Origin of the sequence: Phenylobacterium sp., from assembly GCF_041913825.1 — a bacterium.
Lineage (GTDB): Bacteria > Pseudomonadota > Alphaproteobacteria > Caulobacterales > Caulobacteraceae > Phenylobacterium.
Window position 1 is genome coordinate 163,278 of the sequence record NZ_JAYSEO010000005.1, and the last position, 24,893, is coordinate 188,170.

29 protein-coding genes are annotated in these 24,893 nt (G+C 70.2%); 14 read left to right on the top strand and 15 right to left on the bottom strand.

Features of this window, described 5'->3' with window-relative positions; all coding sequences use genetic code 11:
* Nucleotides 1-9 precede the first annotated feature (9 nt).
* A complete protein-coding gene (tadA, locus tag ACE3Q8_RS05640; RefSeq protein ID WP_374469328.1) occupies nucleotides 10-459 on the top strand; it encodes a tRNA adenosine(34) deaminase TadA in 450 nt (149 codons plus the stop codon).
* Here tadA and ACE3Q8_RS05645 read toward each other — a convergent pair.
* The 3 genes from ACE3Q8_RS05645 to ACE3Q8_RS05655 form a co-directional block, all read right to left on the bottom strand.
* The gene (locus ACE3Q8_RS05645) at nucleotides 456-1,040 is read right to left on the bottom strand and encodes a GNAT family N-acetyltransferase (RefSeq protein WP_374469271.1); all 585 of its coding nucleotides are present in this window, start codon (nucleotides 1,038-1,040) and stop codon (nucleotides 456-458) included. The two genes, tadA and ACE3Q8_RS05645, sit on opposite strands and share 4 nt — an antisense overlap.
* 141 nt (nucleotides 1,041-1,181) lie before the next feature.
* Complete coding sequence (locus ACE3Q8_RS05650) at nucleotides 1,182-1,934, bottom strand: TSUP family transporter (RefSeq protein WP_374469272.1); 753 nt, start codon at nucleotides 1,932-1,934, stop codon at nucleotides 1,182-1,184.
* Nucleotides 1,935-2,179: 245 nt separating this feature from the next.
* Nucleotides 2,180-3,502, bottom strand: coding sequence for an acyl-CoA dehydrogenase family protein (locus ACE3Q8_RS05655; RefSeq protein WP_374469273.1), 1,323 nt, complete (start codon nucleotides 3,500-3,502; stop codon nucleotides 2,180-2,182).
* Nucleotides 3,503-3,667: 165 nt separating this feature from the next.
* Here ACE3Q8_RS05655 and ACE3Q8_RS05660 point away from each other — a divergent pair, with 165 nt between their 5' ends.
* A complete protein-coding gene (locus ACE3Q8_RS05660) occupies nucleotides 3,668-4,183 on the top strand; it encodes a DUF6265 family protein (protein WP_374469274.1) in 516 nt (171 codons plus the stop codon).
* A 3-nt stretch (nucleotides 4,184-4,186) separates the two neighbouring features.
* On the opposite strand, the gene ACE3Q8_RS05665 is transcribed toward ACE3Q8_RS05660, so the two are convergent.
* The 4 genes from ACE3Q8_RS05665 to ACE3Q8_RS05680 form a co-directional block, all read right to left on the bottom strand.
* The gene (locus tag ACE3Q8_RS05665; RefSeq protein WP_374469275.1) at nucleotides 4,187-4,582 is read right to left on the bottom strand and encodes a hypothetical protein; all 396 of its coding nucleotides are present in this window, start codon (nucleotides 4,580-4,582) and stop codon (nucleotides 4,187-4,189) included.
* A gap of 225 nt (nucleotides 4,583-4,807) precedes the next feature.
* On the bottom strand, nucleotides 4,808-5,170 hold the full coding sequence (locus tag ACE3Q8_RS05670; protein ID WP_374469276.1) for a VOC family protein: 363 nt from the start codon (nucleotides 5,168-5,170) through the stop codon (nucleotides 4,808-4,810).
* Nucleotides 5,171-5,190: 20 nt separating this feature from the next.
* Nucleotides 5,191-5,601, bottom strand: coding sequence for a hypothetical protein (locus tag ACE3Q8_RS05675; protein ID WP_374469277.1), 411 nt, complete (start codon nucleotides 5,599-5,601; stop codon nucleotides 5,191-5,193).
* 81 nt (nucleotides 5,602-5,682) lie between these two features.
* The gene (locus ACE3Q8_RS05680) at nucleotides 5,683-6,906 is read right to left on the bottom strand and encodes a class I SAM-dependent methyltransferase (protein ID WP_374469278.1); all 1,224 of its coding nucleotides are present in this window, start codon (nucleotides 6,904-6,906) and stop codon (nucleotides 5,683-5,685) included.
* Nucleotides 6,907-7,144: 238 nt separating this feature from the next.
* Between ACE3Q8_RS05680 and groES the strand changes: the two genes are divergently transcribed.
* Nucleotides 7,145-7,456, top strand: a complete 312-nt coding sequence (gene groES, locus ACE3Q8_RS05685; protein ID WP_374469279.1) for a co-chaperone GroES — start codon at nucleotides 7,145-7,147, stop codon at nucleotides 7,454-7,456.
* A gap of 40 nt (nucleotides 7,457-7,496) precedes the next feature.
* On the top strand, nucleotides 7,497-9,140 hold the full coding sequence (groL, locus tag ACE3Q8_RS05690) for a chaperonin GroEL (protein ID WP_374469280.1): 1,644 nt from the start codon (nucleotides 7,497-7,499) through the stop codon (nucleotides 9,138-9,140).
* A 176-nt stretch (nucleotides 9,141-9,316) separates the two neighbouring features.
* On the opposite strand, the gene ACE3Q8_RS05695 is transcribed toward groL, so the two are convergent.
* Entirely contained in the window at nucleotides 9,317-9,670 is a 354-nt protein-coding gene (locus tag ACE3Q8_RS05695; protein ID WP_374469281.1) for a phage holin family protein, read from the bottom strand.
* Between the two features lie 124 nt (nucleotides 9,671-9,794).
* On the opposite strand from ACE3Q8_RS05695, the gene ACE3Q8_RS05700 reads away from it, so the two are divergent.
* Complete coding sequence (locus ACE3Q8_RS05700) at nucleotides 9,795-10,352, top strand: hypothetical protein (protein WP_374469282.1); 558 nt, start codon at nucleotides 9,795-9,797, stop codon at nucleotides 10,350-10,352.
* Here the strand turns inward: ACE3Q8_RS05700 and ACE3Q8_RS05705 are convergent.
* A complete protein-coding gene (locus ACE3Q8_RS05705; RefSeq protein WP_374469283.1) occupies nucleotides 10,349-11,185 on the bottom strand; it encodes a YmdB family metallophosphoesterase in 837 nt (278 codons plus the stop codon). The two genes, ACE3Q8_RS05700 and ACE3Q8_RS05705, sit on opposite strands and share 4 nt — an antisense overlap.
* Nucleotides 11,186-11,194: 9 nt before the next feature.
* Nucleotides 11,195-11,764, bottom strand: coding sequence for a 5-formyltetrahydrofolate cyclo-ligase (locus ACE3Q8_RS05710; protein ID WP_374469284.1), 570 nt, complete (start codon nucleotides 11,762-11,764; stop codon nucleotides 11,195-11,197).
* A 321-nt stretch (nucleotides 11,765-12,085) separates the two neighbouring features.
* On the opposite strand from ACE3Q8_RS05710, the gene ACE3Q8_RS05715 reads away from it, so the two are divergent.
* Nucleotides 12,086-13,126, top strand: coding sequence for a fatty acid desaturase (locus tag ACE3Q8_RS05715; protein ID WP_374469285.1), 1,041 nt, complete (start codon nucleotides 12,086-12,088; stop codon nucleotides 13,124-13,126).
* Here the strand turns inward: ACE3Q8_RS05715 and ACE3Q8_RS05720 are convergent.
* Both ACE3Q8_RS05720 and ACE3Q8_RS05725 read right to left on the bottom strand, forming a co-directional pair.
* The gene (locus tag ACE3Q8_RS05720) at nucleotides 13,123-13,461 is read right to left on the bottom strand and encodes a cell division protein ZapA (protein ID WP_374469286.1); all 339 of its coding nucleotides are present in this window, start codon (nucleotides 13,459-13,461) and stop codon (nucleotides 13,123-13,125) included. The two genes, ACE3Q8_RS05715 and ACE3Q8_RS05720, sit on opposite strands and share 4 nt — an antisense overlap.
* Nucleotide 13,462: 1 nt before the next feature.
* Nucleotides 13,463-13,756: a DUF4164 family protein gene (locus ACE3Q8_RS05725; RefSeq protein WP_374469287.1), complete on the bottom strand. Its 294-nt coding sequence runs from the start codon at nucleotides 13,754-13,756 to the stop codon at nucleotides 13,463-13,465.
* A 173-nt stretch (nucleotides 13,757-13,929) separates the two neighbouring features.
* Here ACE3Q8_RS05725 and tkt point away from each other — a divergent pair, with 173 nt between their 5' ends.
* The 8 genes from tkt to ACE3Q8_RS05765 all read left to right on the top strand — a co-directional run bounded on the left by tkt (nucleotide 13,930) and on the right by ACE3Q8_RS05765 (nucleotide 23,412).
* Nucleotides 13,930-15,900, top strand: coding sequence for a transketolase (gene tkt, locus ACE3Q8_RS05730; protein ID WP_374469288.1), 1,971 nt, complete (start codon nucleotides 13,930-13,932; stop codon nucleotides 15,898-15,900).
* A gap of 24 nt (nucleotides 15,901-15,924) precedes the next feature.
* Nucleotides 15,925-17,142, top strand: a complete 1,218-nt coding sequence (purT, locus tag ACE3Q8_RS05735; RefSeq protein ID WP_374469289.1) for a formate-dependent phosphoribosylglycinamide formyltransferase — start codon at nucleotides 15,925-15,927, stop codon at nucleotides 17,140-17,142.
* A 79-nt stretch (nucleotides 17,143-17,221) separates the two neighbouring features.
* A complete protein-coding gene (locus ACE3Q8_RS05740) occupies nucleotides 17,222-19,267 on the top strand; it encodes an alpha/beta fold hydrolase (protein WP_374469290.1) in 2,046 nt (681 codons plus the stop codon).
* 193 nt (nucleotides 19,268-19,460) lie between these two features.
* Nucleotides 19,461-20,471 (top strand): type I glyceraldehyde-3-phosphate dehydrogenase, encoded by a 1,011-nt coding sequence (gene gap, locus ACE3Q8_RS05745; protein WP_374469291.1) that lies wholly within the window; start codon nucleotides 19,461-19,463, stop codon nucleotides 20,469-20,471.
* Between the two features lie 41 nt (nucleotides 20,472-20,512).
* Complete coding sequence (locus ACE3Q8_RS05750) at nucleotides 20,513-20,812, top strand: hypothetical protein (protein WP_374469292.1); 300 nt, start codon at nucleotides 20,513-20,515, stop codon at nucleotides 20,810-20,812.
* On the top strand, nucleotides 20,809-22,008 hold the full coding sequence (pgk, locus tag ACE3Q8_RS05755) for a phosphoglycerate kinase (protein WP_374469293.1): 1,200 nt from the start codon (nucleotides 20,809-20,811) through the stop codon (nucleotides 22,006-22,008). The genes ACE3Q8_RS05750 and pgk overlap by 4 nt, the downstream gene beginning before the upstream one ends.
* A 19-nt stretch (nucleotides 22,009-22,027) precedes the next feature.
* Entirely contained in the window at nucleotides 22,028-23,113 is a 1,086-nt protein-coding gene (gene fba / locus ACE3Q8_RS05760; protein WP_374469294.1) for a class II fructose-bisphosphate aldolase, read from the top strand.
* Nucleotides 23,114-23,166: 53 nt separating this feature from the next.
* Nucleotides 23,167-23,412 (top strand): hypothetical protein, encoded by a 246-nt coding sequence (locus ACE3Q8_RS05765; RefSeq protein WP_374469295.1) that lies wholly within the window; start codon nucleotides 23,167-23,169, stop codon nucleotides 23,410-23,412.
* A gap of 22 nt (nucleotides 23,413-23,434) precedes the next feature.
* Here the strand turns inward: ACE3Q8_RS05765 and ACE3Q8_RS05770 are convergent, their stop codons facing one another.
* The 3 genes from ACE3Q8_RS05770 to ACE3Q8_RS05780 form a co-directional block, all read right to left on the bottom strand.
* A complete protein-coding gene (locus ACE3Q8_RS05770) occupies nucleotides 23,435-23,905 on the bottom strand; it encodes a tryptophan-rich sensory protein (RefSeq protein ID WP_374469296.1) in 471 nt (156 codons plus the stop codon).
* 61 nt (nucleotides 23,906-23,966) lie between these two features.
* Complete coding sequence (gene bfr, locus ACE3Q8_RS05775; RefSeq protein WP_374469297.1) at nucleotides 23,967-24,449, bottom strand: bacterioferritin; 483 nt, start codon at nucleotides 24,447-24,449, stop codon at nucleotides 23,967-23,969.
* 113 nt (nucleotides 24,450-24,562) lie between these two features.
* Entirely contained in the window at nucleotides 24,563-24,748 is a 186-nt protein-coding gene (locus ACE3Q8_RS05780) for a bacterioferritin-associated ferredoxin (RefSeq protein ID WP_374469298.1), read from the bottom strand.
* Between the last annotated feature and the right edge of the window lie 145 nt (nucleotides 24,749-24,893).

Consider the following 24,893-nt stretch of genomic DNA (forward strand, 5'->3'; position numbering starts at 1 on the left):
CAGCCCTACATGCGCATCGCGCTCGAAGCCGCGCAAGCCGCCGCCGACGCCGGCGAGACGCCGGTGGGGGCCGTCGTGGTCGATCCGGCGACCGGCGAGGTGATCGCCACCGGCGCAAACCAGCCCATCGGATCGCACGATCCCACCGCCCACGCCGAGGTGGTGGCGCTGCGCGAGGCGGCCCGGAAGCTGGGCAACTACCGGCTGACCGGCCTCACCCTGGTCGTCACCCTGGAGCCCTGCGCGATGTGCGCCGGCGCCATCAGCCACGCCCGCATCGGCCGGGTGGTGTTCGGCGCCGAGGATCCCAAGGGCGGCGCGGTCGTCCACGGGCCGCGGTTCTTCGACCAGCCCACCTGCCACTGGCGACCGGCCGTCGACGGCGGCGTCCTGGCGCAGGAGAGCTCCGACCTGCTTCGCGCCTTCTTCCGCGCCCGGCGCAAGCGGGCCGCCGGCTAGCCGAACGCCGCCAGCCGCGCGTCGAGCCGCGCCCGCACCGCCGGCCATTCGCCGTCGAGGATCGAGAAGATCACCGTGTCGCGGATGCGGCCCGTCCAGGTCACCCGGTCCTGGCGGAGGATCCCCTCCTGCACGGCGCCCAGCTTCAGGACCGCGGCCCGGGACCGGGCGTTGCTCGCGTCCACCCGGAACACCGCGCGGCGGCAGCCGGCGTCGAAGGCGTGGGCCAGCAGCAGGCGTTTGGCGGCCGGGTTCACCGGCCCGCCGCGGAGCGACGGCTCGTAGTAGGTCCCGCCGATCTCCAGCACCGCGTTCGCGCCGTCGATGGCGTAGTAGGTGGAAAGCCCCCGGCAGGCGCCGCCCACCGCCACCGCCCAGGCCAGCGTCCGGCCCCCGGCCACGTCGTCCATCAGCTTGGTCCAGGTGGGCTCGAAGTGCTCGCCGGCCCAGGAATAGGGATAGAGCCGCGTCCAGACGTCGAGGTCGGCCTCGACCGCCGCGCGGAGCTCGGCCTTGTGGCGCTCGGCCATGGGCTCGAGCCGCACGAACCGGTCCTCGAGAACCCGCGCTTCCAGATTCATCCCCCGACTCCAATTTTTTTTCGGCCCGGCCCCTTGTACGCCGGCGGGCCGATCATACGTGAGGGGTCGCCCATCCTGGGCGTTTCCTCCCTATGACTTCCCCCACCCGGGACCTCGCGGTCCCGGGTGTTTTTTTGCGCCTCAGGCTGCGAGGAGAAGCTGTGCAGCCTGGACGAGGTAGAGCCCGCCCACGCCGGTGACGATCCAGCGGGTCCAGCGCTTGAAGTCCACGTCGGTCATGCGGTCCAGGATCCGGCCGCCGACCACGGTGCCCAGCATCGAGAGCGGGATGGCCAAGGCGAACACCCAGACTGGCGGTACGCCCGAGCCCGCCACCCCGAACAGCGGCGCGCCATAGACGACGATCTTGGCGAGGTGGGCGAACACCTGCGTCGCCGCCTTGGTCGCCACGATGGTGTGGCGCGTGAGCTCGGTGCGCACGAAGAAGATGTCGAGCAGCGGACCGGCGACGCCGGCCGTGAGGTTCACGCCGGTGACCACCAGCCCGGAGAGGAAGGCCTGCGAGGGGCGCGCCGCGTCCAGGCGGATCCACGACTTCGGCAGCCAGGTGAGGCCGGGGATCAGTCCGAGCAGCAGGAACAGCAGCGGCTTCGACGGGACCATGGCCACCATGGAGACGGCGATGCCGGCGATCAGCGAGGCCAGCGCGTACCAGCCGACGATGTCCCAGCGGACGTGCCGGCGGTGCAGCACCGCGCGCCATCCGTTGGCGACGAGCTGCAGGACGCCATGGGTGACGAAGGCGGCGCTGACGGGCAGGACGAGGGCCAGCGCCCCCATCAGGACGAGCCCGCCGGCCATGCCGAAGACGCCGGACAGGGTGGCGGTGAGAAAGGCCGCGACCGCCACGAAGGCGGCGAGGGGCAGGGTCATGTTCGTGTCCTCCGGACAGGGAGCCCGCCCCCGGCGGAGGCACAGGCTCCTCCGGGCGGCGAACCTCCGGCGCACCGTGCGCGGAGCTATGGCGGGCGCTGCGAGCCGTCCGGCGAGCGTCCCGTGGAACATGGGTCGGTTGTCCGCTTACACCCTCCGCCGGCGGCGGCCAAGCTTGGGGCGGCCACGAAAAAGCCCTCTCCCGTCGCCGGGAGAGGGCTGTCTCGTCGCGGGTCAGGCGCCGCCTAGTTGCGGAACACCGCCGACATGGAGCTGTCGTGCGGCCCCTCGCGGAACTGCTGCAGCTCGTTGCGGCCCACCACCATGTGGTGCACCTCGTCCGGGCCGTCGGCGATCCGCAGGGTGCGGGTGTTGGCGTACATCCGGGCGAGCGGGGTGTGCTGCGACACGCCCAGCGCGCCGTGCATCTGGATCGCCTGGTCGATGATCTGGCAGACCCGCTCGGGCACCATCGCCTTGACCATGTGGATCCACACCCGGGCCTCGCGGTTGCCGAGCACGTCCATGGCGCGGGCGGCCTTCAGCACCATCAGGCGCATGGCCTCGATCTCGATCCGCGCGCGGCTCACCTTCTCGATGTTGCCGCCGAGCTGGATGATCGGCTTGCCGAACGCCACCCGGCTCATGCCGCGGGTCACCATCAGGTCCAGCGCCTTCTCGGCCGAGCCGATGGCGCGCATGCAGTGGTGGATCCGGCCGGGGCCCAGGCGGAGCTGGCTGATCTCGAAGCCGCGGCCCTCGCCCAGCAGGATGTTGGAGGCCGGCACGCGCGCGTTGTTGAAGCGGATGTGCATGTGGCCGTGCGGCGCGTCATAGTCGCCGAACACCTGCTGGCCGCCGACGATCTCCACGCCCTCGGTGGGCAGCGGCACCAGGATCTGCGACTGCTGCAGGTGCGGCGGGTCGTTCTCGCCGCCGGTGCGCACCATGGTGATCATCACCTTGCAGCGCGGGTCGCCGGCGCCGGAGATATAGTGCTTCTCGCCGTTGATGATGTACTCGTCGCCCACGCGCACGGCGCGGGTGTCGATGTTCTTGGCGTCCGACGAGGCGGTGTTCAGCTCGGTCATGCAGAAGGCCGAGCGGATCTTCCCCTCGAGCAGCGGCTTCAGCCACCGCTCCTTCTGTTCCGGCGTGCCGACGCGCTCCAGCACCTCCATGTTGCCGGTGTCCGGCGCGGCGCAGTTCATGATCTCCGACGCCAGCCGGTTCTTGCCCAGCTCGACGGCGATATAAGCGTAGTCGAGGTTCGACAGGCCCTCGCCGGTGTGCGCGTCGGGCAGGAAGAAGTTCCAGAGACCGGCCGCCTTGGCCTTGTCCTTGGCGGCTTCGAGGACCTCGAGCTGGCCCGGGGCGTAGTCCCACACATTGGGGCGGCCTTCGCCCAGCCGGTGGAATTCCTCGCTCGCGGGCTCCACCACCTCGCGGATAAACGCCTTCACCCGATTGAACAGCGGGAGCGCCTTGTCCGACATGCGCAGGTCGTTGAGTTCGTCCTGCGGGTTGAGCGTGAAGCTCGACTGCGGCCGTTCGGCGGTCATGGTCATCCTGGTCGCTCCCAGCGGTCTCTGAGGGGGTTATCGACAGCTTTGTCTTGTCGCCGCACCATGGGCGGCTTTTGCAGGGAAATCAAACAAGCGTTTTAATCATCTGCGGCCGGTCTGTCGAATCCGGCGCCGCCTGGGCGTCTCCAGTCCAGAGGAGATCCGACGATGCCACGTTTCCCCGCCGTCATGGCGATAGCCCTCGGCCTTCTGCTCGCCGCGCCTGCGCTGGCGCAGCCGGACGTCCGGACCCTGGCGGATGGCCAGGCCTCGCCGCCCGCCGGGATCCAGGCGGTGGCGTGGCTCGCCGGCCGCTGGGTGGGCGAGGGCCTCGGCGGCGAGGCGGAGGAGACCTATGCGCCGCCCGCCGATGGCCAGATGATCGGCCACTTCCGCCACACCAAGGATGGCAAGGCGGTGTTCTATGAGTTCCTGCTGATCCGCGAGCGGGGCGGCTCGCTTGTCTATGGCGTGAAGCACTTCAACCCCGACGCCACCGCCTGGGAGGAGAAGGACCGCTGGACGGAGTTCCCGCTGGTGGCGGTGGAGGACGGGCGCGTCGTCTTCGACGGCCTGACCTACGAGCGCGACGGAGCGGACCGCCTGTTGGTCCACCTCAGCCTGCGCAACGGCAAGACGGGCGCGCGCCGGATCGAGACCTTCCGGTTCCGGCGCGCGCCCTGAACGTCAGGCGACGGTGGCGGCGCGGCGCAGGGCGACGAACTGCAGCTCGGCGATCGCCGCCACGGCCACCGCCTGGGCGATGACGAAGCCGTAGCCCGCTGCCGTCGGCTGGGCCCAGCCCAGCAGCAGGACGAGCGCGCTCTCGACCACCCAGATCACGTTCACGGCGATGAGCGTCCAGACCGCCGCGCGGGACAGCGTCGGCCGGCTGGCGGCCGTCGCCAGCACCAGGGTCCAGGCGAGCAGGAAGACACCGGCCGGCCGGGTGAGGTCGGGCGCAAGGCCGGTGATCGTCGCCAGCGGTTCGGCCGCGAAGGCCAGAAGGGCGCCCGAGGCCGCGCAGGCGACGGCGTCGATGGCGATGAGGCCGCGCAGCAGCGGCGAGCGGACGTGGGTCATGGGAAGCTCCTTCGTCAGGTGACGAGGGAGCATCCCGCCCGGGACGACGCGGGTCGATTACCCGTCAGGTCATGAATACAGCGGCGGCGCCTTCGCGGTCGCGACGAGCGCGAGCGCGAGCCCGAGGGCCAGGAGCGCCGGCAGGAGCTTGAGCCACCATCCCATGCCACCTCAGGTAGGAAGGCGTAGCCAGGCTTTCCAGTTAAGCTTTGGACATCTCCGCCGTCAGGCCGGCCGGTGGCACACGGCCTCGATGTTGTTGCCGTCCGGATCGAGGACGAAGGCGCCGTAATAATCGGGATGGTACTGCGCGCGCAGCCCCGGTGCGCCGTTGTCCCGTCCGCCGGCCGCCATGGCGGCCGCGTGGAAGGCGTCCACCGTCGCGCGCTCCGCCGCCCCGAACGCCACGTGCGCGGCGGCCCCGCCGCGCCCCTGACCGATCCAGAAGAACGGGCGGCTGTCGCCGTAGCCCGCATAGTGCGCGCCGTCGCCGGCCATCCGCGCGAGGCCCAGCGGCTTCAGCGCGGCGTCGTAGAAGGCCTGGGCGGCGGCATAGTCGCTGACGTTCAGCGAGACGTGGTCGAGCATGGCCCTGGCCTCCCTCCGGTCTAGCGCACCGGGACGTGCGCCTCGTGCGGGCAGATCGCGGCCAGCAGGGCCTCGTTCTCGGGCCCGCTCGCCTTGCGCGGCGTCGCCTCCCGCCAGCCCGCCGGAATCTCGAGCCCGACCGAGGGCTTGTAGGACGCCACGGTGATCAGGTTCTTCTTCGCGCAGTCGATGGCGTAGACGTGGCCCACCCCGTCCGGCTTGCCCGGGCCCGACGGACCCAGCTTCGAGGCCGGCTTCGAAACCGCCTGCATGACCACGACCCGGCCCGACGCCTGGTCCTTGTAGGTGTAGTCGCTGTCGTAGGACCACTCCGTGCCGTTCTGCCCGTCCACGAACTTGGTCCATTTCTCGGCGGAGGCCGCGGTGGCCGCGAAGGCGAAGACGGCGGCGAGCGCGATGACGCGGCGCATGGCGGTTTACTCCGAAAGCGTTTCCGATCCCGCCGCGAGCGTACCGCGCCTTCCGTTTTTGTCATCCGCATTCCGCCGCGCTCAGGCGGCGCGCCGGCGGCCGCCGCGGCGCGAGAACCAGGCCTCGGCCTCGCCGATGTAGTCGCGGGTCAGCGGCACGGCGTCCACGCGCTTGGCGAGCTGGAGCTGGAAGACCATGTGGCCGCGATAGCGGAAGGCGATCTCGCTGATCGACAGGTAGAACGCCCACATCCGGCAGAAGCGCTCGTCGTACATCGCGGCGATCTCGGCGCGGTTGGCCTCGAAGCGCTCGCGCCAGCCCCTCAGGGTCTCGGCGTAGTGCAGGCGAAGGATCTCCACGTCGGCGACGATCAGGCCCGAGCGCTCCACCGCCGCCAGCGTCTCAGACAGCGCCGGGATGTAGCCGCCTGGGAAGATGTACTTGGCGATCCACGGCTGGGTGAAGGCCGGGCCTTCCGCGCGGCCGATCGAATGGATCACCGCCACCCCGTCGTCCTTCAGCAGGCGCGCCACCTGGTCGAAGTAGGCCTGGAAGTTTGGCCGCCCTACGTGCTCGAACATGCCGACCGAGACGATGCGGTCGTAGGGCCCCGCCACGTCACGGTAATCGGTGAGCGAGAACCGGGCGCGATCCCCGACGCCGGCTGCCTCCGCCCGCTCGCGCGCCGTGGCCAATTGCTCGGTGGAGAGCGTGACGCCGTCCACCTGCACGCCCGCCTCCTGGGCGAGCGTCAGGGCCAGCCCGCCCCAGCCGCAGCCGATGTCGAGCACCCGCTGGTCCGGGCGCAGCAGGAGCTTGGCCGCCAGGTGTCGCTTCTTGGCGAGCTGCGCCGCCTCGAGGCTCACGCCCGGAGCAGGGAAGTAGGCGCAGGAGTACTGCAGGTCCGGGTCGAGGAACCGGCGGTAGAGGTCCACCGACAGGTCGTAGTGGTGGGCCACGTTCCGCCGCGCCGCCGCGCGGGCGTTGGCCTGCAGCCGGCGGTCGAGCCACCAGCGGGCGAGCGGCCCGGCGCGCTTCAGCGGCCGGTGCTTGGCGTTGCGCCCGATCAGGTCGACGAAGTCGTGCAGGCTTCCCCGTTCGAGGACGAGGCCGCCCTCCATGTAGGCCTCGCCCACCGCGAGCGCGGGATCGACCGCGATGCGCAGGGCCCAGCGGCGCGACGTGATCGCCACCGTCACCGGCGGCCCCGTGCCGTCGCCCAGCTCCAGGACCGAACCGCCCGGCAGCCGGACCTGGAGGTCGCCTTCATGGATGGTCTTGCGCAGGATGGATTGCAGAGCCATCACCCGCACCCTCTCGGGACCTACCCTTCCAGGTAGAAATCCGCCGCCCAAGGCCAAGGTTCCCGGCCGGGCGCGGGCGGGCCCCTCCCGCCGGCTTTTTTGGCCGCCGTCTTGACTCCGGACCGCCGTTTTCTTACGTCCCCTGCCGCGTTAGCACTCTAGGGCCGCGACTGCTAACAGCGCCCCCTCAGTGCTTTCCGCAATTGCAATTCCAACCGTCTCGAACGGAGAAAATCACATGGCGTTTCGTCCTCTGGGTGACCGGGTCCTCGTCCGGCGTGTCGAGGAAGAAGAGAAGACCCGGGGCGGGATCATCATCCCCGACACCGCGAAGGAGAAGCCGCAGGAAGGCGAAGTGATCGCCGTCGGCCCCGGCGCGCGTGACGAGAACGGCAAGGTCCAGGCTCTCGACGTGAAGCCCGGCGACCGGATCCTGTTCGGCAAGTGGTCGGGCACCGAGGTCAAGCTCGAAGGCCAAGACCTGCTGATCATGAAGGAAAGCGACATCCTGGGCGTGCTCGAGCCCGAAACCGCGCGCGCCGCGGCCTAAGCCAGCTCGCACTCCAGTCATCTAGAAGAGGGACAGCACCATGGCTGCCAAAGACGTTTATTTCTCCTCCGACGCCCGTGACCGCATGCTCCGCGGCGTCAACACCCTCGCCAACGCGGTGAAGGTGACCCTCGGCCCGAAGGGCCGCAACGTCGTCATCGAGAAGTCCTTCGGCGCCCCGCGCTCGACCAAGGACGGCGTGTCGGTGGCGAAGGAAATCGAACTGTCCGACAAGTTCGAGAACCTCGGCGCCCAGCTGATCCGCGAAGTCGCCTCTAAGACCAACGACAAGGCCGGTGACGGCACCACCACCGCCACCGTGCTGGCCCAGGCCATCGTCGTGGAAGGCCTGAAGTCGGTCGCCGCCGGCATGAACCCGATGGACCTGAAGCGCGGCGTCGACAAGGCGGTCGCCAAGGTCATCGAAGAGATCAAGGCCAACGCCAAGAAGGTCTCCGCCAACAGCGAGATCGCCCAGGTCGGCACCATCTCCGCCAACGGCGACCTGGAAGTGGGCGAGATGATCGCCCGCGCCATGGAAAAGGTCGGCAACGAAGGCGTCATCACCGTCGAAGAAGCCAAGACCGCCGAGACCGAACTCGACGTCGTCGAGGGCATGCAGTTCGACCGCGGCTACCTCTCCCCGTACTTCATCACGAACGCGGAGAAGATGGAGGCCGAACTCGAAGAGCCGCTGATCCTGCTCTTCGAAAAGAAGCTCTCCTCGCTGCAGCCCCTGCTGCCGGTGCTGGAAGCGGTGGTCCAGTCGGGCCGCCCGCTGCTGATCATCGCGGAAGACGTGGAAGGCGAAGCGCTGGCGACCCTCGTGGTCAACAAGCTGCGCGGCGGCCTGCGCGTCGCGGCCGTGAAGGCTCCGGGCTTCGGCGACCGCCGCAAGGCCATGCTGGAGGACATCGCGATCCTCACCGGCGGCCAACTGATCAGCGAAGACCTCGGCATCAAGCTCGAGAACGTCAGCCTCGACATGCTCGGCCGCGCCAAGAAGGTCTCGATCACCAAGGACGACACCACGATCGTCGACGGCTCGGGCGATAAGTCCGGCATCGAGGGCCGCGTCGCCCAGATCAAGAAGCAGATCGAGGACACCACCTCGGACTACGACAAGGAAAAGCTGCAAGAGCGTCTGGCGAAGCTCGCCGGCGGCGTTGCGGTGATCCGCGTCGGCGGGGCCACCGAAGTCGAAGTGAAGGAAAAGAAGGACCGCGTCGACGACGCCCTGAACGCGACCCGCGCGGCCGTGGAAGAAGGCATCGTCCCCGGCGGCGGCGTCGCCCTGCTGAAGGCCTCCAAGGTTCTGGACGGCTTCAAGGGTGACAACGACGACCAGGAAGCCGGCATCGCCATCGTGCGCCGCGCCCTGCAGGCCCCGATCCGTCAGATCTCGGAAAACGCCGGGGTCGAAGGCTCGATCGTGGTCGGCAAGGTCCTGGAGAACGCCTCCCCGACCTTCGGCTTCAACGCCCAGACGGAAGAGTACGTCGACCTCGTGCAGGCCGGCGTAATCGACCCGGCGAAGGTCGTCCGTACGGCTCTGCAGGACGCCGCCTCGGTGGCCGGCCTGCTGATCACCACGGAAGCCGCGATCGTCGAAGCCCCGAAGAAGGGCGGCGCCGGCGGCGCCCCGGGCGGCATGCCCGGCGGCATGGGCGACATGGACTTCTAAGACCTTAGAAGCCCGTTATCCCGGCGAGGGTGCGGCGCCAGCCGCAATGGCCGAGCCGGGAGCGAAAGATGGAGGGCGGGGCCGCGAGGCTCCGCCCTTTTTCTTTGCGCGCATCGGTGGGTTCGCAGAGGCGCACAGGGCGTTGAGACGGCCTTGCCGGTGAGCCCGGCGCCAGTTCAGCCCCGCTTGGCGTCGCCGATCACCATGCCGGCGATCCAGCTCGTCACCCCGGTGACGATCGCCGCCAGCACGCCGGGGACCAGGCCGTTCACATGGAAGCCGGAGAGCAGAACCGCGACGAGGCCGATCATCGCGGCGTTCACCACCAGCAGGAACAGGCCGAGCGTCAGGATCGTGATCGGGAAGGTGAGCACGAACACTACGGGCCGGACCACCGCGTTGACGATCCCCAGCAGGACCGCGGCCAGGATCAGGCTGCCGGTGTCGTCCACCCGGACACCCGGGACGATCCGCGAGGCGAGCCACAGGCCCAGGGCGGCGAAAATCGCGCGGACGATGAACTTGGCCATGAGAGGTCCCCTCCCCACTTGAAGCTCGGCCACTAGAGCGTCTCGGCCGCCGCAAGGGAAGCGCCCCCACGCGGATCGCACCGGACGCCACGGCCAAGCTGTCGTGTTTCCGGAAGGGATTGCCATGCGTCCAGGCCTGCTGCTCAGCCTCCTCCTCGCCAGCGCCGCCACCGCGGCGGCCGCCCAGCCGGGCGAGGACGGGCCGCCCATGGGCAGGCTGTTCGTCAGTCCCTCGGGCGAGCCGTTCCGCGGCGGCGACGGGCTCGCCGCCTGGTTCGCCGGCGCCGACGCGGACAAGGACGGCGCGCTGACGCTGGCCGAGCTCCGCGCCGACGCCCAGCGCTTCTTCAAGGTGGTGGACGCCAGCGGCGACGGTGTCGTCGACGGCTTCGAGGTGCAGCGCTACGAGGCCGAGATCGCGCCCGAAATCACCAGCCTGGCCATCGAGGGGCTCAGGGCCGGCCGCCGCGGCGGGGTGGAGATGGGCCGCCAGGGCGCCGCCCGGTTCGGCCTGCTGAACACGCCGCATCCGGTGCGCGCGGGCGACCTCGACCTGGACGGCCGGGTGACCGAGGCCGAGTGGAGCCGCGCCGCCGCCCGCCGCTTCGACCTGCTGGACAAGGCCAAGGCCGGCCAGCTCACCTTGGACACCCTGCGGCCGCCGCAGGGCCGCCGGCGCTAGGCCTGCACGGCCTCGAGGCTCGGCACCGTCTCCTTCAGCCGCCCGCCGATGCGGATCGGCTCGATCCGGCGGGCGAGCCCGGTGGCCGGGTCGGTCTCCACATAGACCCCGCAGACCGTGGCCGGGCCTTCGGCCGGCTTGTAGCGGCCGCCCGAGATCCGCGTCGTGAACCGGCGCAGCGGCTCTTCCTTCTGGTTGCCGATGACGCTGTCGTAGTCGGCGCAGGCCCCGGCGTCCGTCTGGTAGGCCGTCCCGCCCGGCAGCACCTGGGCGTCGGCGGTGGGCACGTGGCTGTGGGTGCCGACCACCAGGGTGGCGCGGCCGTCGCAGAAGTGGCCCATGGCCATCTTCTCGGACGTGGCCTCCGCGTGCATGTCCACCACCACGGCGTCGGCGACCGCGCCGAGCGGGCAGGCCTCCAGCTCCTTGTCGACGGCGGCGAAGGGATCGTCGAGCGCGTCCATGAACACTCGGCCCAGCAGGTTCACCACCAGGATGCGCTTGCCCGAGTGGGTCTCGAACATCTGTGCGCCCCGGCCGGGCGCCTCGGCCAGGGCCGGATAGTTCAGCGGCCGGATCAGCCGCGGCTCGCGGACGATGTAGGTCAGCGCCTCCTTCTGGTCCCACGAGTGGTTGCCCAGGGTCAGGCAGTCGGCGCCGGCGTCGAACAGCTCGCGGGCCGTGGCTTCCGTGATGCCGAAGCCGGCCGCGGCGTTCTCGGCGTTGACGATCACGAACTCGAGGTCGAGACGGCGGCGCAGCGCCGGAAGGTGTTCGGCCAGGCCCTCGCGGCCCGAGCGTCCCACCACGTCTCCGAAAAAGGCAAATCTCATGGCGCGTCCTTAGCCGACCTCGATGTAGTCCGTCTCGGTCAGGATCGCGTCGAGCCGCTCGTCGTGGGGTTCGGCGGGCAGTTCCTCCACCTCCTGGCCCGCGTAGGCGAGGCCGAGGACGAAAACCGGCTGAGTGGCCCGAAGGTTCGCGATCGTGCGATCGTAATGCCCCGCGCCCTGGCCCAGCCGGTGTCCGCGGCGGTCGAAGGCGAGCAGGGGCGCGATGACCAGCTCGGGCTGGACGGCGGCGGCCCAGAGCGGCGGCGCGGCGATCCCGAAGGCGTCGGGCTCAAGGCCCTCGCGCGGGTCCCACTCGCGGAACTCCAGGGGCTGGTCGCGGCTCTCGGCCACCGGCAGGGCGGGCGTCGCGCCCGTCTCCGCCAGCCGGCGCATCAGCGGTCCGGGATCGATCTCCGAGCCCATGGGGTGATAGCCGCTGAAGCTCCGGAACGGCGGCAGGCGCTCGATGGGCAGGCGCGCGGCGGCGCGCACGGCGGCCTCGGGGCCCGCCTGCGCCAGCTCGCGGCGGATCGCGCGCAGCCGGCGGCGCAGCGCCGTCTTGTCGGTGGGTTCGGTCACCCGCCCGCTTATACAGGGAAAAGGGTGGCGGCGCCGCGAGAGCCGTGAAGGTCAGTTCAATTCCCTCGACCTGGATAGACCAGGTGGGCGCCGTAGTGCCGAAGACCACGGTCCTCGGCAGGGACAGCTCCCTATGAGTGAATTAAGGTCGCTGGAATATTGTCGCCTTCGACGCGAGCCGCAGCAGACCCGCCGGACGTCCAAGGTAGTGCGCCGGGGCCGCCCTCTCAAGCGGCGCCATCCCCACACGAACGGGCTTTTTTCGGCCTGCGACTCCGATCGGAGTTCAGTCCGGGGCCCGGAAGGCTTACTTCTCCTGCCGTGAACAACCTCGCCGTCTCCACGGAAACCCTCGCGCGCGAGCCCAGCCTGTCGCGGCAGGCGAACGACCTCGCCCGCGACCTGCTGCGCGCCGAGCCCCGCATCTACTGGACCGACCTGCTCCTCACGGCGGGCGTCACCTACGGCGCGCTCGCCGTCGCGATCGGCGCGCGGGGCTGGCTGGCGCTGGCGGCCGCGGCCGTCGCCGTGCTCGCGCTCTACCGGGCGATCAGCTTCATCCACGAGCTCACCCACCTGCGTCCCGGCGAGGTCCCGGGCTTCCACACCGGCTGGAACCTGCTGATCGGCGTTCCCTTCCTGACGCCCTCCCTGCTCTACGAGGGCGTGCACATGCTGCACCACGCCAAGGACCGCTACGGCACCGAGCGCGACCCGGAGTACATGCCGCTGGCGCGCATGCCGGCGACCAGCCTGCTGGGCTTCCTGGGCATCGCCCTGCTCGCACCGGTGGGCACGGTGCTGCGCTTCGCCGTGCTGGCCCCGCTGGGCTTCCTCGTGCCGGCGGTGCGCCGGTTCTCGGTCGCCAAGGCCTCGGCCATGACCATCAATACGAAGTTCTCCCGCGAGGACTTCGACCGGGCCAGCAGCCCGGCGTGGCTGGCCCAGGAGATCGGCTGCTGGCTGTGGAGCTGGACCCTGATCGGCCTCACGGCCGTCGGCGTCATCCCGCTGCGGGCGGTGCTGATCGGCGCCGGCGTCTTCGCGGCCATGACCTTCGTGAACCAGGTCCGCACCGCCGTGGCCCACGCCTGGGAGAACGACGGGTCGAAGATGACGTTCGAGGGTCAGTTCCTCGACAGCGTGAACGTGCCCCCGCCCGGCGCCCTGCCGATGCTGTGGGCGCCCGTGGGCCTCCGCTACCACGCCCTGCACCACCTGCTGCCGCGGCTGCCCTACCACAACATGGGCGAGGCCCACCGCCGGCTGGTCGCCTCGGGTTCGGCCACCTACCGCCAGGCGGAGCGCCGCGGCCTCGCCGACGCCTTCGCCCGCCTGCTGAAGAGCCCGGTGCGCGGCTAGGCCGCGAGGTCGTCGGAGGCCAGCTTCTCGATGCGCTTGGCGGCGCTCTCCAGGGCCGCCACCGCGCGGCTCTCGAACCGCGCGCGCTCGGCCTGCAGGCGGGCCACCTCGGCCTGCAGGCTGTTCAGCCGGGCCTTCGCGTCGGCCAGCTCGTCGGCCAGCAGCAGGGCGCCCATCAGGAACAGCCGGGTGTCGCCGAGCTGGCCCATGTCGGCGCTGACGTGCCGGACCTGGCGGTCGAACATCCGCGCGAGCTCATGCAGGTGGGCTTCCTGCCCGTCCTCGCAGCCGACGGCGTAGGGCCGGCCGTTCACCTCGATCTGGATCTGGGCCATGTCAGTGCTCCCGTTCGAAGGCGGCCGGCGCGTCCGCGGCCTGCCCGTTCAGCGCCGTGCGGATCTCCAGGATCGCCCGGCCGAGCGCCTCCGAGGCCTCGGCCCCCGCGGCCTCCAGGGCCTTCTCCCGGGCCCGCGCCCGGTCGAGCTCGGCGGCGAGCTGCGCCCGGTCGTCCTGGAACAGGTCGCCGCCCGCGGCCCCGCTCGATCGCTCGGCCAGGCGCTGCTCCAGCGTCTCCACCGCGCGCTCCAGGCGCCGTGCGGCAAGGTCGAGCGCGCTCTCGCCCGCGTTCATCCACGTCTCCCGGGAAGGTGTGGCCACCCAATCTATAGACCCGCGTCGGGTTCCTTGTGAATCCACGGGATTTCGGGCGGGAACGTGGCGCGGCGAGCGCTCGCCTTGACCCTGCGCCCCTCGCGTGCGACCCCGCGCGCCATTCGAGCCGCCCGTTAACGAATCCGGATCCCATGCCTGCGCCCACCAAACTCATGGCCGACGCCATCCGCGTGCTTTCCATGGACGCCGTCGAGCAGGCCAACTCCGGCCACCCCGGAATGCCGATGGGCATGGCCGACGTGGCGACGGTGCTGTGGACCCGTTTCATGAAGTACGACGCCGCCCGCCCGGACTGGCCGGACCGCGACCGCTTCGTACTCTCCGCCGGCCACGGCTCGATGCTGCTCTACAGCCTGCTGCACCTCACCGGCGTGAAGGCGGTGACCCTGGAGCAGATCAGGAACTTCCGCCAGATCGGCTCCAACACCCCGGGCCATCCGGAGTGGGGCCACACGCCGGGCGTCGAGACCACCACCGGCCCGCTGGGCCAGGGGCTCGCCACCGCCGTCGGCATGGCCATGGCCGAGCGCAAGCTCGCCGCGCGCTTCGGCGACGACCTGGTCGACCACCGTACCTGGGTGGTGGCCGGCGACGGCTGCCTGATGGAGGGCGTCAGCCACGAGGCGATCAGCCTCGCCGGCCGGCTGAAGCTCGCCAAGCTCACCGTCCTGTGGGACGACAACGACATCACCATCGACGGCCACGTGGGCCTGTCCGACGGCACCGACCAGCTCGCCCGCTTCAAGGCCGCCGGCTGGGCGGTGAAGCGGATCGACGGCCATGACGAGGGCCAGATCCGCCGCGCGCTCGCCTGGGCGACCAAGCAGGACCGGCCGACGCTGATCGCCTGCAAGACCGTCATCGGCAAGGGCTCGCCCACCTTCCAGGGCACCCACGACGTCCACGGCAAGGCGCTCGGCAAGGACGAGGTCGTGAAGACCCGCGACAACCTGGGCTGGCCGCACCAGCCCTTCGTGGTCCCCGACGAGGTCTACAGGCCCTGGCGCGCCGCCGGCCGCCGCGGCCGCAAGGAGGTCAAGGCCTGGGAGGCCCGCCTCGCCGCCTCGCCCCAGCGGACCGAGTTCGAGCGCGCCGTCGCCGGCGACCTGCCGGCGCACGCCTTCGAGCGCCTGGACCAGCTCATGACCGAGGCCGCGGGCTCCAAGCCCGCCTCCGCCACCCGCCAGCACTCGGGCGCGGTTCTGGAGAAGATCTTCGGCGACATCCCCGAGCTGGTGGGCGGCTCGGCCGACCTCACCGGCTCCAACAACACCTTCGTCAAGAACACCGCGATCTTCGACGGCCCCGACTACGCCGGGCGCTACGTGAACTACGGCGTGCGCGAGTTCGGCATGGCCGCCGCCATGAACGGCATGGCTCTGCACGGCGGGGTGATCCCCTACGGCGGGACCTTCCTGGTGTTCACCGACTACAGCCGTCCGGCGATCCGGCTGGCGGCGCTGATGGGCGTGCGGGTGATCCACGTGGGCACCCACGACTCCATCGGCCTCGGCGAAGACGGCCCCACCCACCAGCCGGTGGAGCACCTGGCCAGCCTGCGGGCGATGCCGAACCTCAACGTCTTCCGCCCCGCCGACCTCATCGAGACCGCCGAGTGCTGGAAGCTGGCGCTCGACGCCCGGCGCACCCCCTCGGTGATGGCGCTGTCCCGCCAGAAGACCGCCGCGGTCCGCGACCAGGCCGGCGAGAACCTGTCGGCGCGCGGCGCCTACCAGCTCGCCGCCGCCGGCCATCCGGCGCAGGTCACCCTGTTCGCCTCGGGCACCGAGGTGCCGGTGGCGCTGAAGGCCCGCGAGTTGCTGGAGGCCGAGGGGATCGGCGCCCGCGTGGTCTCCGTCCCCTGCTTCGAGCTGTTCGAGGCGCAGCCGCGCGACTACCAGGAGCTGCTGATCGGGGAGACGCCGGTGCGGGTGGCGGTGGAGGCCGGCGTGCGCATGGGCTGGGACCGCTTCATCGGCCAGGACGGCGTCTTCGTCGGCCTCGACGGCTTCGGCGCCAGCGGTCCCTACGAGAAGCTCTACCAGCACTTCGGCATCACCGCGGAAGCCGTGGCCGAGGCGGCCAAGGCGAAGCTGGACTAAGCCCCTCCCGACGGGAAACGATCGATGACGACCCCCAAGCATCCGGCACGCCTCGGCACGCCGATGTCCGACACCGCCGTGCGCGTGATGCTCCTGGGCTCGGGCGAGCTCGGCAAGGAGGTGGCCATCGAGCTGCAGCGGCTGGGCTGCGAGGTGATCGCCGTGGACCGCTATGCGAACGCGCCCGCCCAGCAGGTGGCGACCCGCAGTCACGTTATCGCCATGACCGACGCCCCGGCGCTCCGGGCCCTGGTCGAGCAGGAGCGCCCGCACCTGATCGTCCCGGAGATCGAGGCCATCGCCACGGACGAGCTGGTCCGCATCGAGGCCGAGGGCCTGGCGACGGTGATCCCCACCGCCCGCGCCGCCCAGCTCACCATGAACCGCGAGGGCATCCGCCGCCTGGCCGCCGAGGAGCTCGGCCTGCCCACCAGCCCCTACGCCTTCGCCTCTACCGAGGCGGAGCTGGCCAAGGCCGCGGCCGAGGTGACCGGCTTCCCCTGCTTCGTGAAGCCGGTGATGAGCTCGTCGGGCAAGGGCCAGTCCTTCGTCGAGGGGCCCGAGCAGATCGCCGAGGCCTGGCGCTACGCCCTGGAGGGCGGCCGGGTCGAGCAGCCGCGTGTGATCGTCGAGGGCAAGGTCGACTTCGACTTCGAGATCACCCTGCTCACCGTCCGCAGCCTGGTGCGCGGCGAGGTGGTCACCAGCTTCTGCGATCCGGTCGGCCACCGCCAGGTGAAGGGCGACTACGTGGAGAGCTGGCAGCCCCAGGGCATGAGCCCGCCGGCGCTGAAGAAGGCCCGCGAGATCGCCCGCGCCGTCACCGAGTCCCTCGGCGGGCTCGGCATCTTCGGCGTCGAGCTGTTCGTCAAGGGCGGCGAGGTCTGGTTCAGCGAGGTCTCGCCCCGGCCGCACGACACCGGCCTCGTGACGCTCGTCAGCCAGCACATGAGCGAGTTCAAGCTCCACGCCCGGGCGATCCTCGGCCTGCCGGTCGACACCCGGCTGAAGGAGCCGGGCGCCAGCGCGGTGATCTACGGCGGCCTGGAAGCGAAGGGGATCGCCTTCGAAGGCGTGGCCGAGGCGCTGAGCGTCCCCGGCGCCGACCTTCGGCTGTTCGGCAAGCCCGAGAGCTTCGAGCGCCGGCGCATGGGCGTGGCGGTGGCCTCCGGCGCCAACGTCGACCAGGCCCGCGAGCGCGCCCGCGAGGCGGCCGGCAAGGTGAAGCCCGTCCGCGGCTGATCCCCCGCCCGGACAACCTGTACGCGGCGTCCCGCCTGAGGCACCATCCCGAGCTGTGCTTCAGCCTGTGGGGGACGTCATGAAGAAGCTCGCCCTGATCTCCGCCTGCGCCGCCCTGGCGCTGTCCGCCGCGCCGGCCGCCGCGCAGCCGCAGGAAGGCGGCGGCGCGCCGCTGATCGCGCGCGCCAAGCTGTTCGGCAATCCGCAGAAGGCCGCCGGGCGCCTCAGCCCCGACGGCAGGTGGCTGTCCTGGACGGCGCCGCGGGATGGAGTGATGAACGTCTGGGTGGCGCCGGTCTCGGACCCGTCCAAGGCCCGGCCGATGACCGCCGAGAAGAAGCGCCCCGTCGCCGGCTACTTCTGGGCGCCGGATTCCGGCTCGATCCTGTTCGTCACCGACAACGGCGGCGACGAGAACTACAGGGTCTACGGCGTCGACGTCACGACCGGCGTGCAGACGGCGCTGACGCCGTTCGACAAGACCCGCGCGATGATCATCGCGGTCAGCCGCGAGGTGAAGGACCGCGTCCTCGTGGGGCTGAACAACCGCGACCCGCGCTGGCACGACGTCCACAGCCTGGACCTCAAGACCGGTAAGCTGACCCTGGTCTTCCAGAACCCCGGGTTCGGCGGCTTCGTGGCCGACGAGAAGCTGAACGTCCGGCTGGCCATGAAGCCCCGGCCTGACGGCGGTCAGGAGGTCTATGCCATCGACGGCCAGACCGTATCGGCGGCGCCGGTCTCGGTGATCGAGCCCGCGGACGCGCTCACCACCGCCCCGGCCGGCTTCACCCGCGACGGCTCCACGCTCTACTGGCTGGACAGCCGGGGCCGGAACACCGCCGCCCTGCTGGCCCAGGATCTGAAGACCGGCAGGACCACCGTGCTCGGCGAGGACGCCCGCGCCGACGTGGGCGGCGCCCTGGCCGATCCCCGCACAGGCAAGGTGCAGGCCTACGCCGTGAACTACCTGAAGAACGAGTGGCGGCCGATCGACCCGGCCATCAAGGCCGATCTCGACTTCCTGAAGAGCCAGCTGAAGGGCCAGTTCGCGGTCACCTCGCGCACCGACGATGACAGCCTCTGGACCGTCGGCGAGGACCGGGTGACCGAGCCCACCGCCATGTGGCTCTACGACCGCAAGGCGCGGCGCCTGACCAAGCTCTACACCACCCGGCCCGAGCTGGAGGGCGCGCCGCTGCAGCCGATGCACCCGCAGGAGATCAAGACCCGCGACGGCTTCACCCAGGTCTCCTACCTCACCCTGCCGCCGGGGTCCGACGCCAACGGCGACGGCCGGCCCGAGAAGCCGGTCCCCATGGTGCTGGTGGTCCACGGCGGGCCCTGGGGCCGGGACGCCTACGGCTACAACGCCCTGCACCAGTGGCTGGCCAACCGCGGCTACGCCGTCCTGTCGCCCAACTTCCGGGCCTCCACCGGCTTCGGGAAGGCCTGGATCAACGCCGGCGACCGCGAGTGGGGCGCCAAGATGCACGACGACCTGCTCGACGCCGTCGACTGGGCCGTGAAATCCGGCGTCACCACCAAGGACAAGGTGGCCATCCTCGGCGGCTCCTACGGCGGCTACGCCACCCTGGTCGGCCTGACGTTCACCCCCGAGGCCTTCGCCTGCGGCGTGGACATCGTCGGCCCCTCCAACCTGGACACCCTGCTGAAGACGATCCCGCCCTATTGGGAGGCGGGCAAGGCGCAGTTCTACCGGGCCATCGGCAATCCCACGACGCCCGAGGGCCAGGCCCTGCTGAAGGCGCGCTCGCCGCTCTACAAGGCCGACCAGATCAAGCGCCCGCTGCTGATCGGCCAGGGCGCCAACGACCCCCGGGTCAATAAGGCCGAGAGCGACCAGATCGTCGACGCCATGAAGGCCAAGGGGATCCCGGTGACCTACGTCCTGTTCCCGGACGAGGGCCACGGCTTCGCCCGGCCGGAGAACAACCTCGCCTTCTTCGCCGCCAGCGAGCACTTTCTGGAGCGGTGCCTGAACGGCCGCGCCGAGCCGTTCGGCCAGGCGCTGCAGGGCTCGTCCATGCAGGTGATCCACGGGGCGGAATTCTCGCCGGGCCTCAAGGCGGCCATCGAGGCGCAGCCGGCCTCCGGGCGATGACGCGGCCCCGCAGATGACACCGGGGGCACTTTAGGCGGTCTCGTGGATTGAGGATGGACAGGCGGCGGAGCCGGGGGCTTCGCCGTCACAATCCATTGCCAGACTTGAGCTTTGCAGGGGTTGACTTGCGGGTTCCCGCCCTCAAGAACGCCCCGCAAAGCTGCGTCAGGTCGTCACAAGGAGATTTCCGCCCATGCCCGTTCGCGTCGCCATCAACGGTTTCGGTCGCATCGGCCGCCTGGTCCTGCGTTCGATCATCGAGCATGCGCGCACGGACATCGAGGTCGTGGCCATCAACGACCTGGGCCCGGTGGAGACCAACGCCCACCTGCTCCGCTACGACAGCGTCCACGGCCGGTTCCCGGCCAATGTGACGGTCGACGGGGACTCCATCGACGTGGGCCGCGGCAAGATCAAGGTCACCGCCATCCGCAACCCGGCGGAGCTGCCGCACAAGGAGCTCGGCGTCGACATCGCGCTCGAGTGCACCGGCCTGTTCACCTCGAAGGACAAGGCCTCGGCCCACCTGGAAGCCGGCGCCAAGCGCGTGCTGGTCTCCGCCCCGGCCGACAACGCCGACAAGACCATCGTCTTCGGCGTGAACGACGACACCCTGACGGCCGACGACCTGGTGGTCTCCAACGGCTCGTGCACCACCAACTGCCTCGCGCCGGTGGCCAAGGTCCTCATGGACCTGTGCGGCATCGAGCGCGGCTACATGACCACCATCCACTCCTACACCGGTGACCAGCCGACCCTGGACACCATGCACAAGGACCTCTACCGCGCCCGCGCCGCGGCCATGTCGATGATCCCCACCTCCACCGGCGCGGCCAAGGCGCTGGGCCTGGTGATCCCGGCGCTGACCGGCAAGCTGGACGGCTCGTCCGTGCGCGTCCCCACCCCCAACGTCTCGGTGGTCGACCTGAAGTTCGTGCCCGGCCGCGAGGTGAAGAAGGACGAGATCAACGAGGCCCTGCGCGCCGCCGCCTCCAACGGCCCGCTGAAGGGCATCCTCGGCGTCACGGACGAGCCGCTGGTTTCCTCGGATTTCAACCACGTCGCCTTCTCGTCCTGCGCGGCCCTCCCGCAGACCCAGGTCATCGAAGGCCAGCTCGGCCGCGTGCTCTCCTGGTACGACAACGAGTGGGGCTTCTCGACGCGGATGAGCGACACCGCCGTCGCCATGGGCAAGCTGATCTAGGACGGCGGAGCGGGCCGGTGTTCATGAGGATTGGATGGGCGGTGACCTGGCTCTTCGCTCCTCTCGCCGGCCTCGCCGCGCTCGGTGTCGCGATCTTCACGACGCTGACCGGCTATGACGAACTCGCCCCTGCCGCCCTGATGGCGGTCTACGCGGTCGTCATGTGGCTCCTGCTGATCTGGGCCGTCGCGCGCCTGCTGTCCGGCAGGCTGCGCGGCGTCTACCTGGGAGGTTGCGCGACGCTCGCCGTCACGGCCCTCGCAGCTTCGTACATTTCGAGCGCGGGCGACGACGTCGATGATGTGAGCGTGTCGCAGGTGCTCCCCGGGAAATCGAAATGACCTTCAAGACCCTCGACGACGCGGACCTGAACGGCAAGCGCGCCCTGGTGCGCGTGGACTTCAACGTTCCCATGGCCGATGGCCGGGTGACCGACGACACCCGCCTGCGCGCGGCGCTGCCGACCATCGAGAAGCTGCGGAAGGGCGGGGCCAAAGTCGTCCTGCTCGCCCACTTCGACCGGCCGAAGGGCAAGCGCGTCCCGGAGATGAGCCTGAAGCCCGTGGTCGAGCCGCTGGCGAAGCTCGTGGGCGCGCCGGTGGGTTTCGCCGACGACTGCGCCGGCCCCGCCGCCAAGGCGGCGATCGACGCCATGCAGCCGGGTGACGTCGTCCTGCTGGAGAACGTCCGCTACGAAGCGGGCGAGGAGAAGAACGATCCGGAGTTCGCCAAGGCGCTGGCCGCCAACGGCGACCTCTATGTGAACGACGCCTTCTCCGCCGCCCACCGGGCCCACGCCTCCACCGAGGGCCTGGCCCGGGTGCTGCCCGCCTACGCCGGCGAGCAGATGCGGCGCGAGCTCGAGGCCCTGGACAAGGCGCTGGGCAATCCGGCGCGGCCGGTGATGGGCATCGTCGGCGGGGCCAAGGTCTCCACCAAGCTCGACCTGCTGAACAACCTGGTGGGCAAGCTGGACTTCCTCGCCATCGGCGGCGGCATGGCCAACACCTTCCAGTACGCCCAGGGCTACGACGTGGGCGGCTCGCTCTGCGAGAAGGACATGGCCGACACGGCCCGCGAGATCCTGAAGAAGGCCGAGACCTCGGGCTGCCGGATCATCCTGCCGGCCGACGTGGTGGTGGCCGAGGACCTGAAGCCGGGCGTCGCCACCGAGACGGTGAAGCTCTCCAAGGACGCGCCGCTGGGCGAGGCGAAGAAGATCTTCGACGCCGGCCCCGAGACGGTCGCCGAGATCCTCGCCGCCATGCGTCAGGCCAAGACCCTCATTTGGAATGGCCCGCTCGGCGTTTTCGAGGTGCAACCCTTTGAGAAGGCGACCGTTGAAGCTGCGCAGGAAGCTGCTCGCCTGGCCAGATCGGGCCAGTTGGTGGCGGTGGCCGGCGGGGGTGATACGGTAGCAGCCCTCAACGCGGCGGGCGTGGCCGACGACTTCACCTTCGTCTCCACGGCCGGCGGCGCATTTTTGGAATGGATGGAAGGCAAGGAGCTGCCCGGGGTGGCGGCCCTGGCCCGATAAGAACAAAGGCGTATTTCAGATGGCCCGGATCACTCTTCGACAGCTCCTCGACCACGCCGCCGAGAACGGCTACGGCGTGCCGGCCTTCAACATCAACAACATGGAGCAGGCGCTGGCGATCATGGAGGCCGCCGAGGCCACCGACTCGCCGGTGATCATGCAGGCCTCCCGCGGGGCCCGCTCCTACGCCAACGACATCGTGCTGAAGCACCTGATCGACGCGATGGCCGAGATGTATCCCGACATCCCGATCTGCATGCACCAGGACCACGGCAACAACGAAGCCACCTGCGCCACCGCGATCCAGTACGGCTTCACCTCGGTGATGATGGACGGCTCGCTGATGGCCGACGGCAAGACGCCGGCCGACTATGAGTACAACGTCCGCGTCACCCGCAATGTCGTCGACATGGCCCATTGGGTCGGCGCCTCGGTGGAAGGCGAACTCGGCGTGCTGGGCAGCCTCGAGACCGGCATGGGCGAGAAGGAGGACGGCCACGGCTTCGAGGGCAAGCTCGGCCACGACCAGCTCCTCACCGATCCCGACCAGGCCGTCGAGTTCGTGAAGGCCACCGAGGTCGACGCGCTCGCCATCGCCATGGGCACCAGCCACGGCGCCTACAAGTTCACCCGCAAGCCCGACGGCGACGTGCTGGCCATGCACGTGATCGAGGAGATCCACCGCCGCCTGCCCAACACCCACTTGGTGATGCACGGCTCCTCGTCCGTGCCGCAGGAGCTGCAGGAGATCATCAACAAGTACGGCGGCGAGATGCCCCAGACCTGGGGCGTGCCGGTGGAAGAGATCCAGCGCGGCATCAAGCACGGCGTGCGCAAGATCAACATCGACACCGACAACCGCATGGCCATCACCGGCGCCATCCGCAAGGTGTTCGCCGAGAAGCCGGGCGAGTTCGACCCGCGCAGCTACCTGAAGCCGGCCAAGGAAGCCATGCGCAAGGTCTGCGTCCAGCGCTTCGAGGAGTTCGGCACCGCCGGCCACGCCTCGAAGATCAAGCCGCTGCCGCTCTCGGCCATGGCCAAGCGCTACGCCTCGGGCGAGCTGGCCCCGCAGATCGGCATCACCCGCGTCGCGGCCGAATAGCCGTTTCGGCGGCGCGGCCGGAACAACCGGCCGCGCCCGCAGCTTGGTTCGGCATGCGCAAGCACGCCGCCGTCCTCGGCCTCACCTTCCTGGGCCTCGCCGCCTTCGCGATCTTTGCGGGCTGGGCGTTCTACGAGGGCGCGCAGATCGGCGGCGGCTGGGCGAGCCTCGGCCCCATCTGGCCCTATGTCGTGGGCGGCGTGGTGGTGGTCGCCGCGCTCGCCGGCTTCCTCATGTGGCTGGCCTTCTATTCCGCCAACCACGGCTACGACGACCGCATCGATCGCCACGATCCCTGAGGCCCGAAGGCGAGCGGACCGCCTAGTGCAGGGTGTTCTGGATCGCCTTGGCGATCTGCGCCCTGCGCGCCCGCCAGGCATAGGCGCCGGCCGTGCCCACCGAGGCGACCGTGGTGGCCACGCGGCCGCCCAGCCGCTGCGGGCCGAACGCCATCCAGACGGTGTTCAGCGCCTGGGCCAGGCCCCACAGCGCCAGCGCCTGGGTCCGCGCCTTGCCGCGCGGGCCGTTCCAGATCCGCAGGCCCGACAGCGTCAGGCCCAGGAACAGCGGCGGCCACAGCACGGCGAAGAGCCGGCGCGGCGGCGGCGCGGCGGGGGCGGCCGGGGCGTTGGGATCGTCGTAGTCGGAATAGACCTCCGGCGTCTCCTGGCGCGGCTCGAAGGCCTTGGCCAGCACGGCCGAGACGGCCACCACGCCGGCGGTCAGCGCCAGTCCCGTGAGCACATCGTGCGTCAACGACGTCCGCGGCTCGATGCTGGCGTCACGACTCATGCCGGAGGGCCTCCCTGACTTCCCGATGGTCCAAACAGCAGGGGCGCCGCTTGGTTCCGGCTCAGCTCTCGCCGAGCTCCCCCATCGCGCTCTGCAGGTAATTCTGCTCGCCGAGGTTCTTCAAGAGGTTGAGCTGGGTTTCCAGGAAGTCGATGTGCTCCTCGGTGTCGGAGAGGATCTCCACCAGCAGCTCGCGCGAGACGTAGTCCTGCGCCAGCTCGCACTGCTTCACGCCGTCCACCAGCAGCGCCCGGCCGCCCACCTCCACGGCGAGGTCCGCCGCCAGCGTCTCGCCGATCGTCTCGCCGATCTTCAGCTTGTGCAGGTCCTGCAGGTTGGGGAGGCCGTCGAGGAACAGGATGCGCTTGATGAGCTTGTCGGCGTGTTTCATCTCGCCGATCGACTCGTCGTAGGTCACCTTCCCCAGCCGGGCGAGACCCCAGTTCTCGTAGATCCGGGCATGCAGGAAGTACTGGTTGACCGCGGTCAGCTCGTTGGTGAGCACCTGGTTCAGCAGCCGGATGATCGCCTTGTCGCCCTGCACGGTGGCCTCCCAGAGAAGTCGTGAACGGGCGGACCCTCGTCGGGTGGGCGGACGAAGTCAAAGCCTATGTTTGCGAGTGATTTGCGCTCGTATTCGCAGGCGCGGCGGCGGGTCTATTCGGCGGCGAACCGCAGCGCCTCGCGCTCTTCCTGGATCATCTCGCGCATGTCGCAGACGCAGCGCGCGCACTGGGGCTGGCTGTCGCACGCCTTGAAGATCTGGGCCGGCCGGCTGGCGCCCGCGGCGATGGCGGCGCGGACCTCGCGCTCACGGATGCCGTTGCAGTTGCACACGTACATGGGGCCGGCGGCTCCTCTCGACGACGGCGATTTAACCGACATGCGAACGCGTTTGCAAGTCATTCGCATCTACGTAGCGCTACGGAGGCCGATCGGTTCACTTTCGGCGTTTTTCATCGGTTGATGATTTGCTATGATGGGCGAG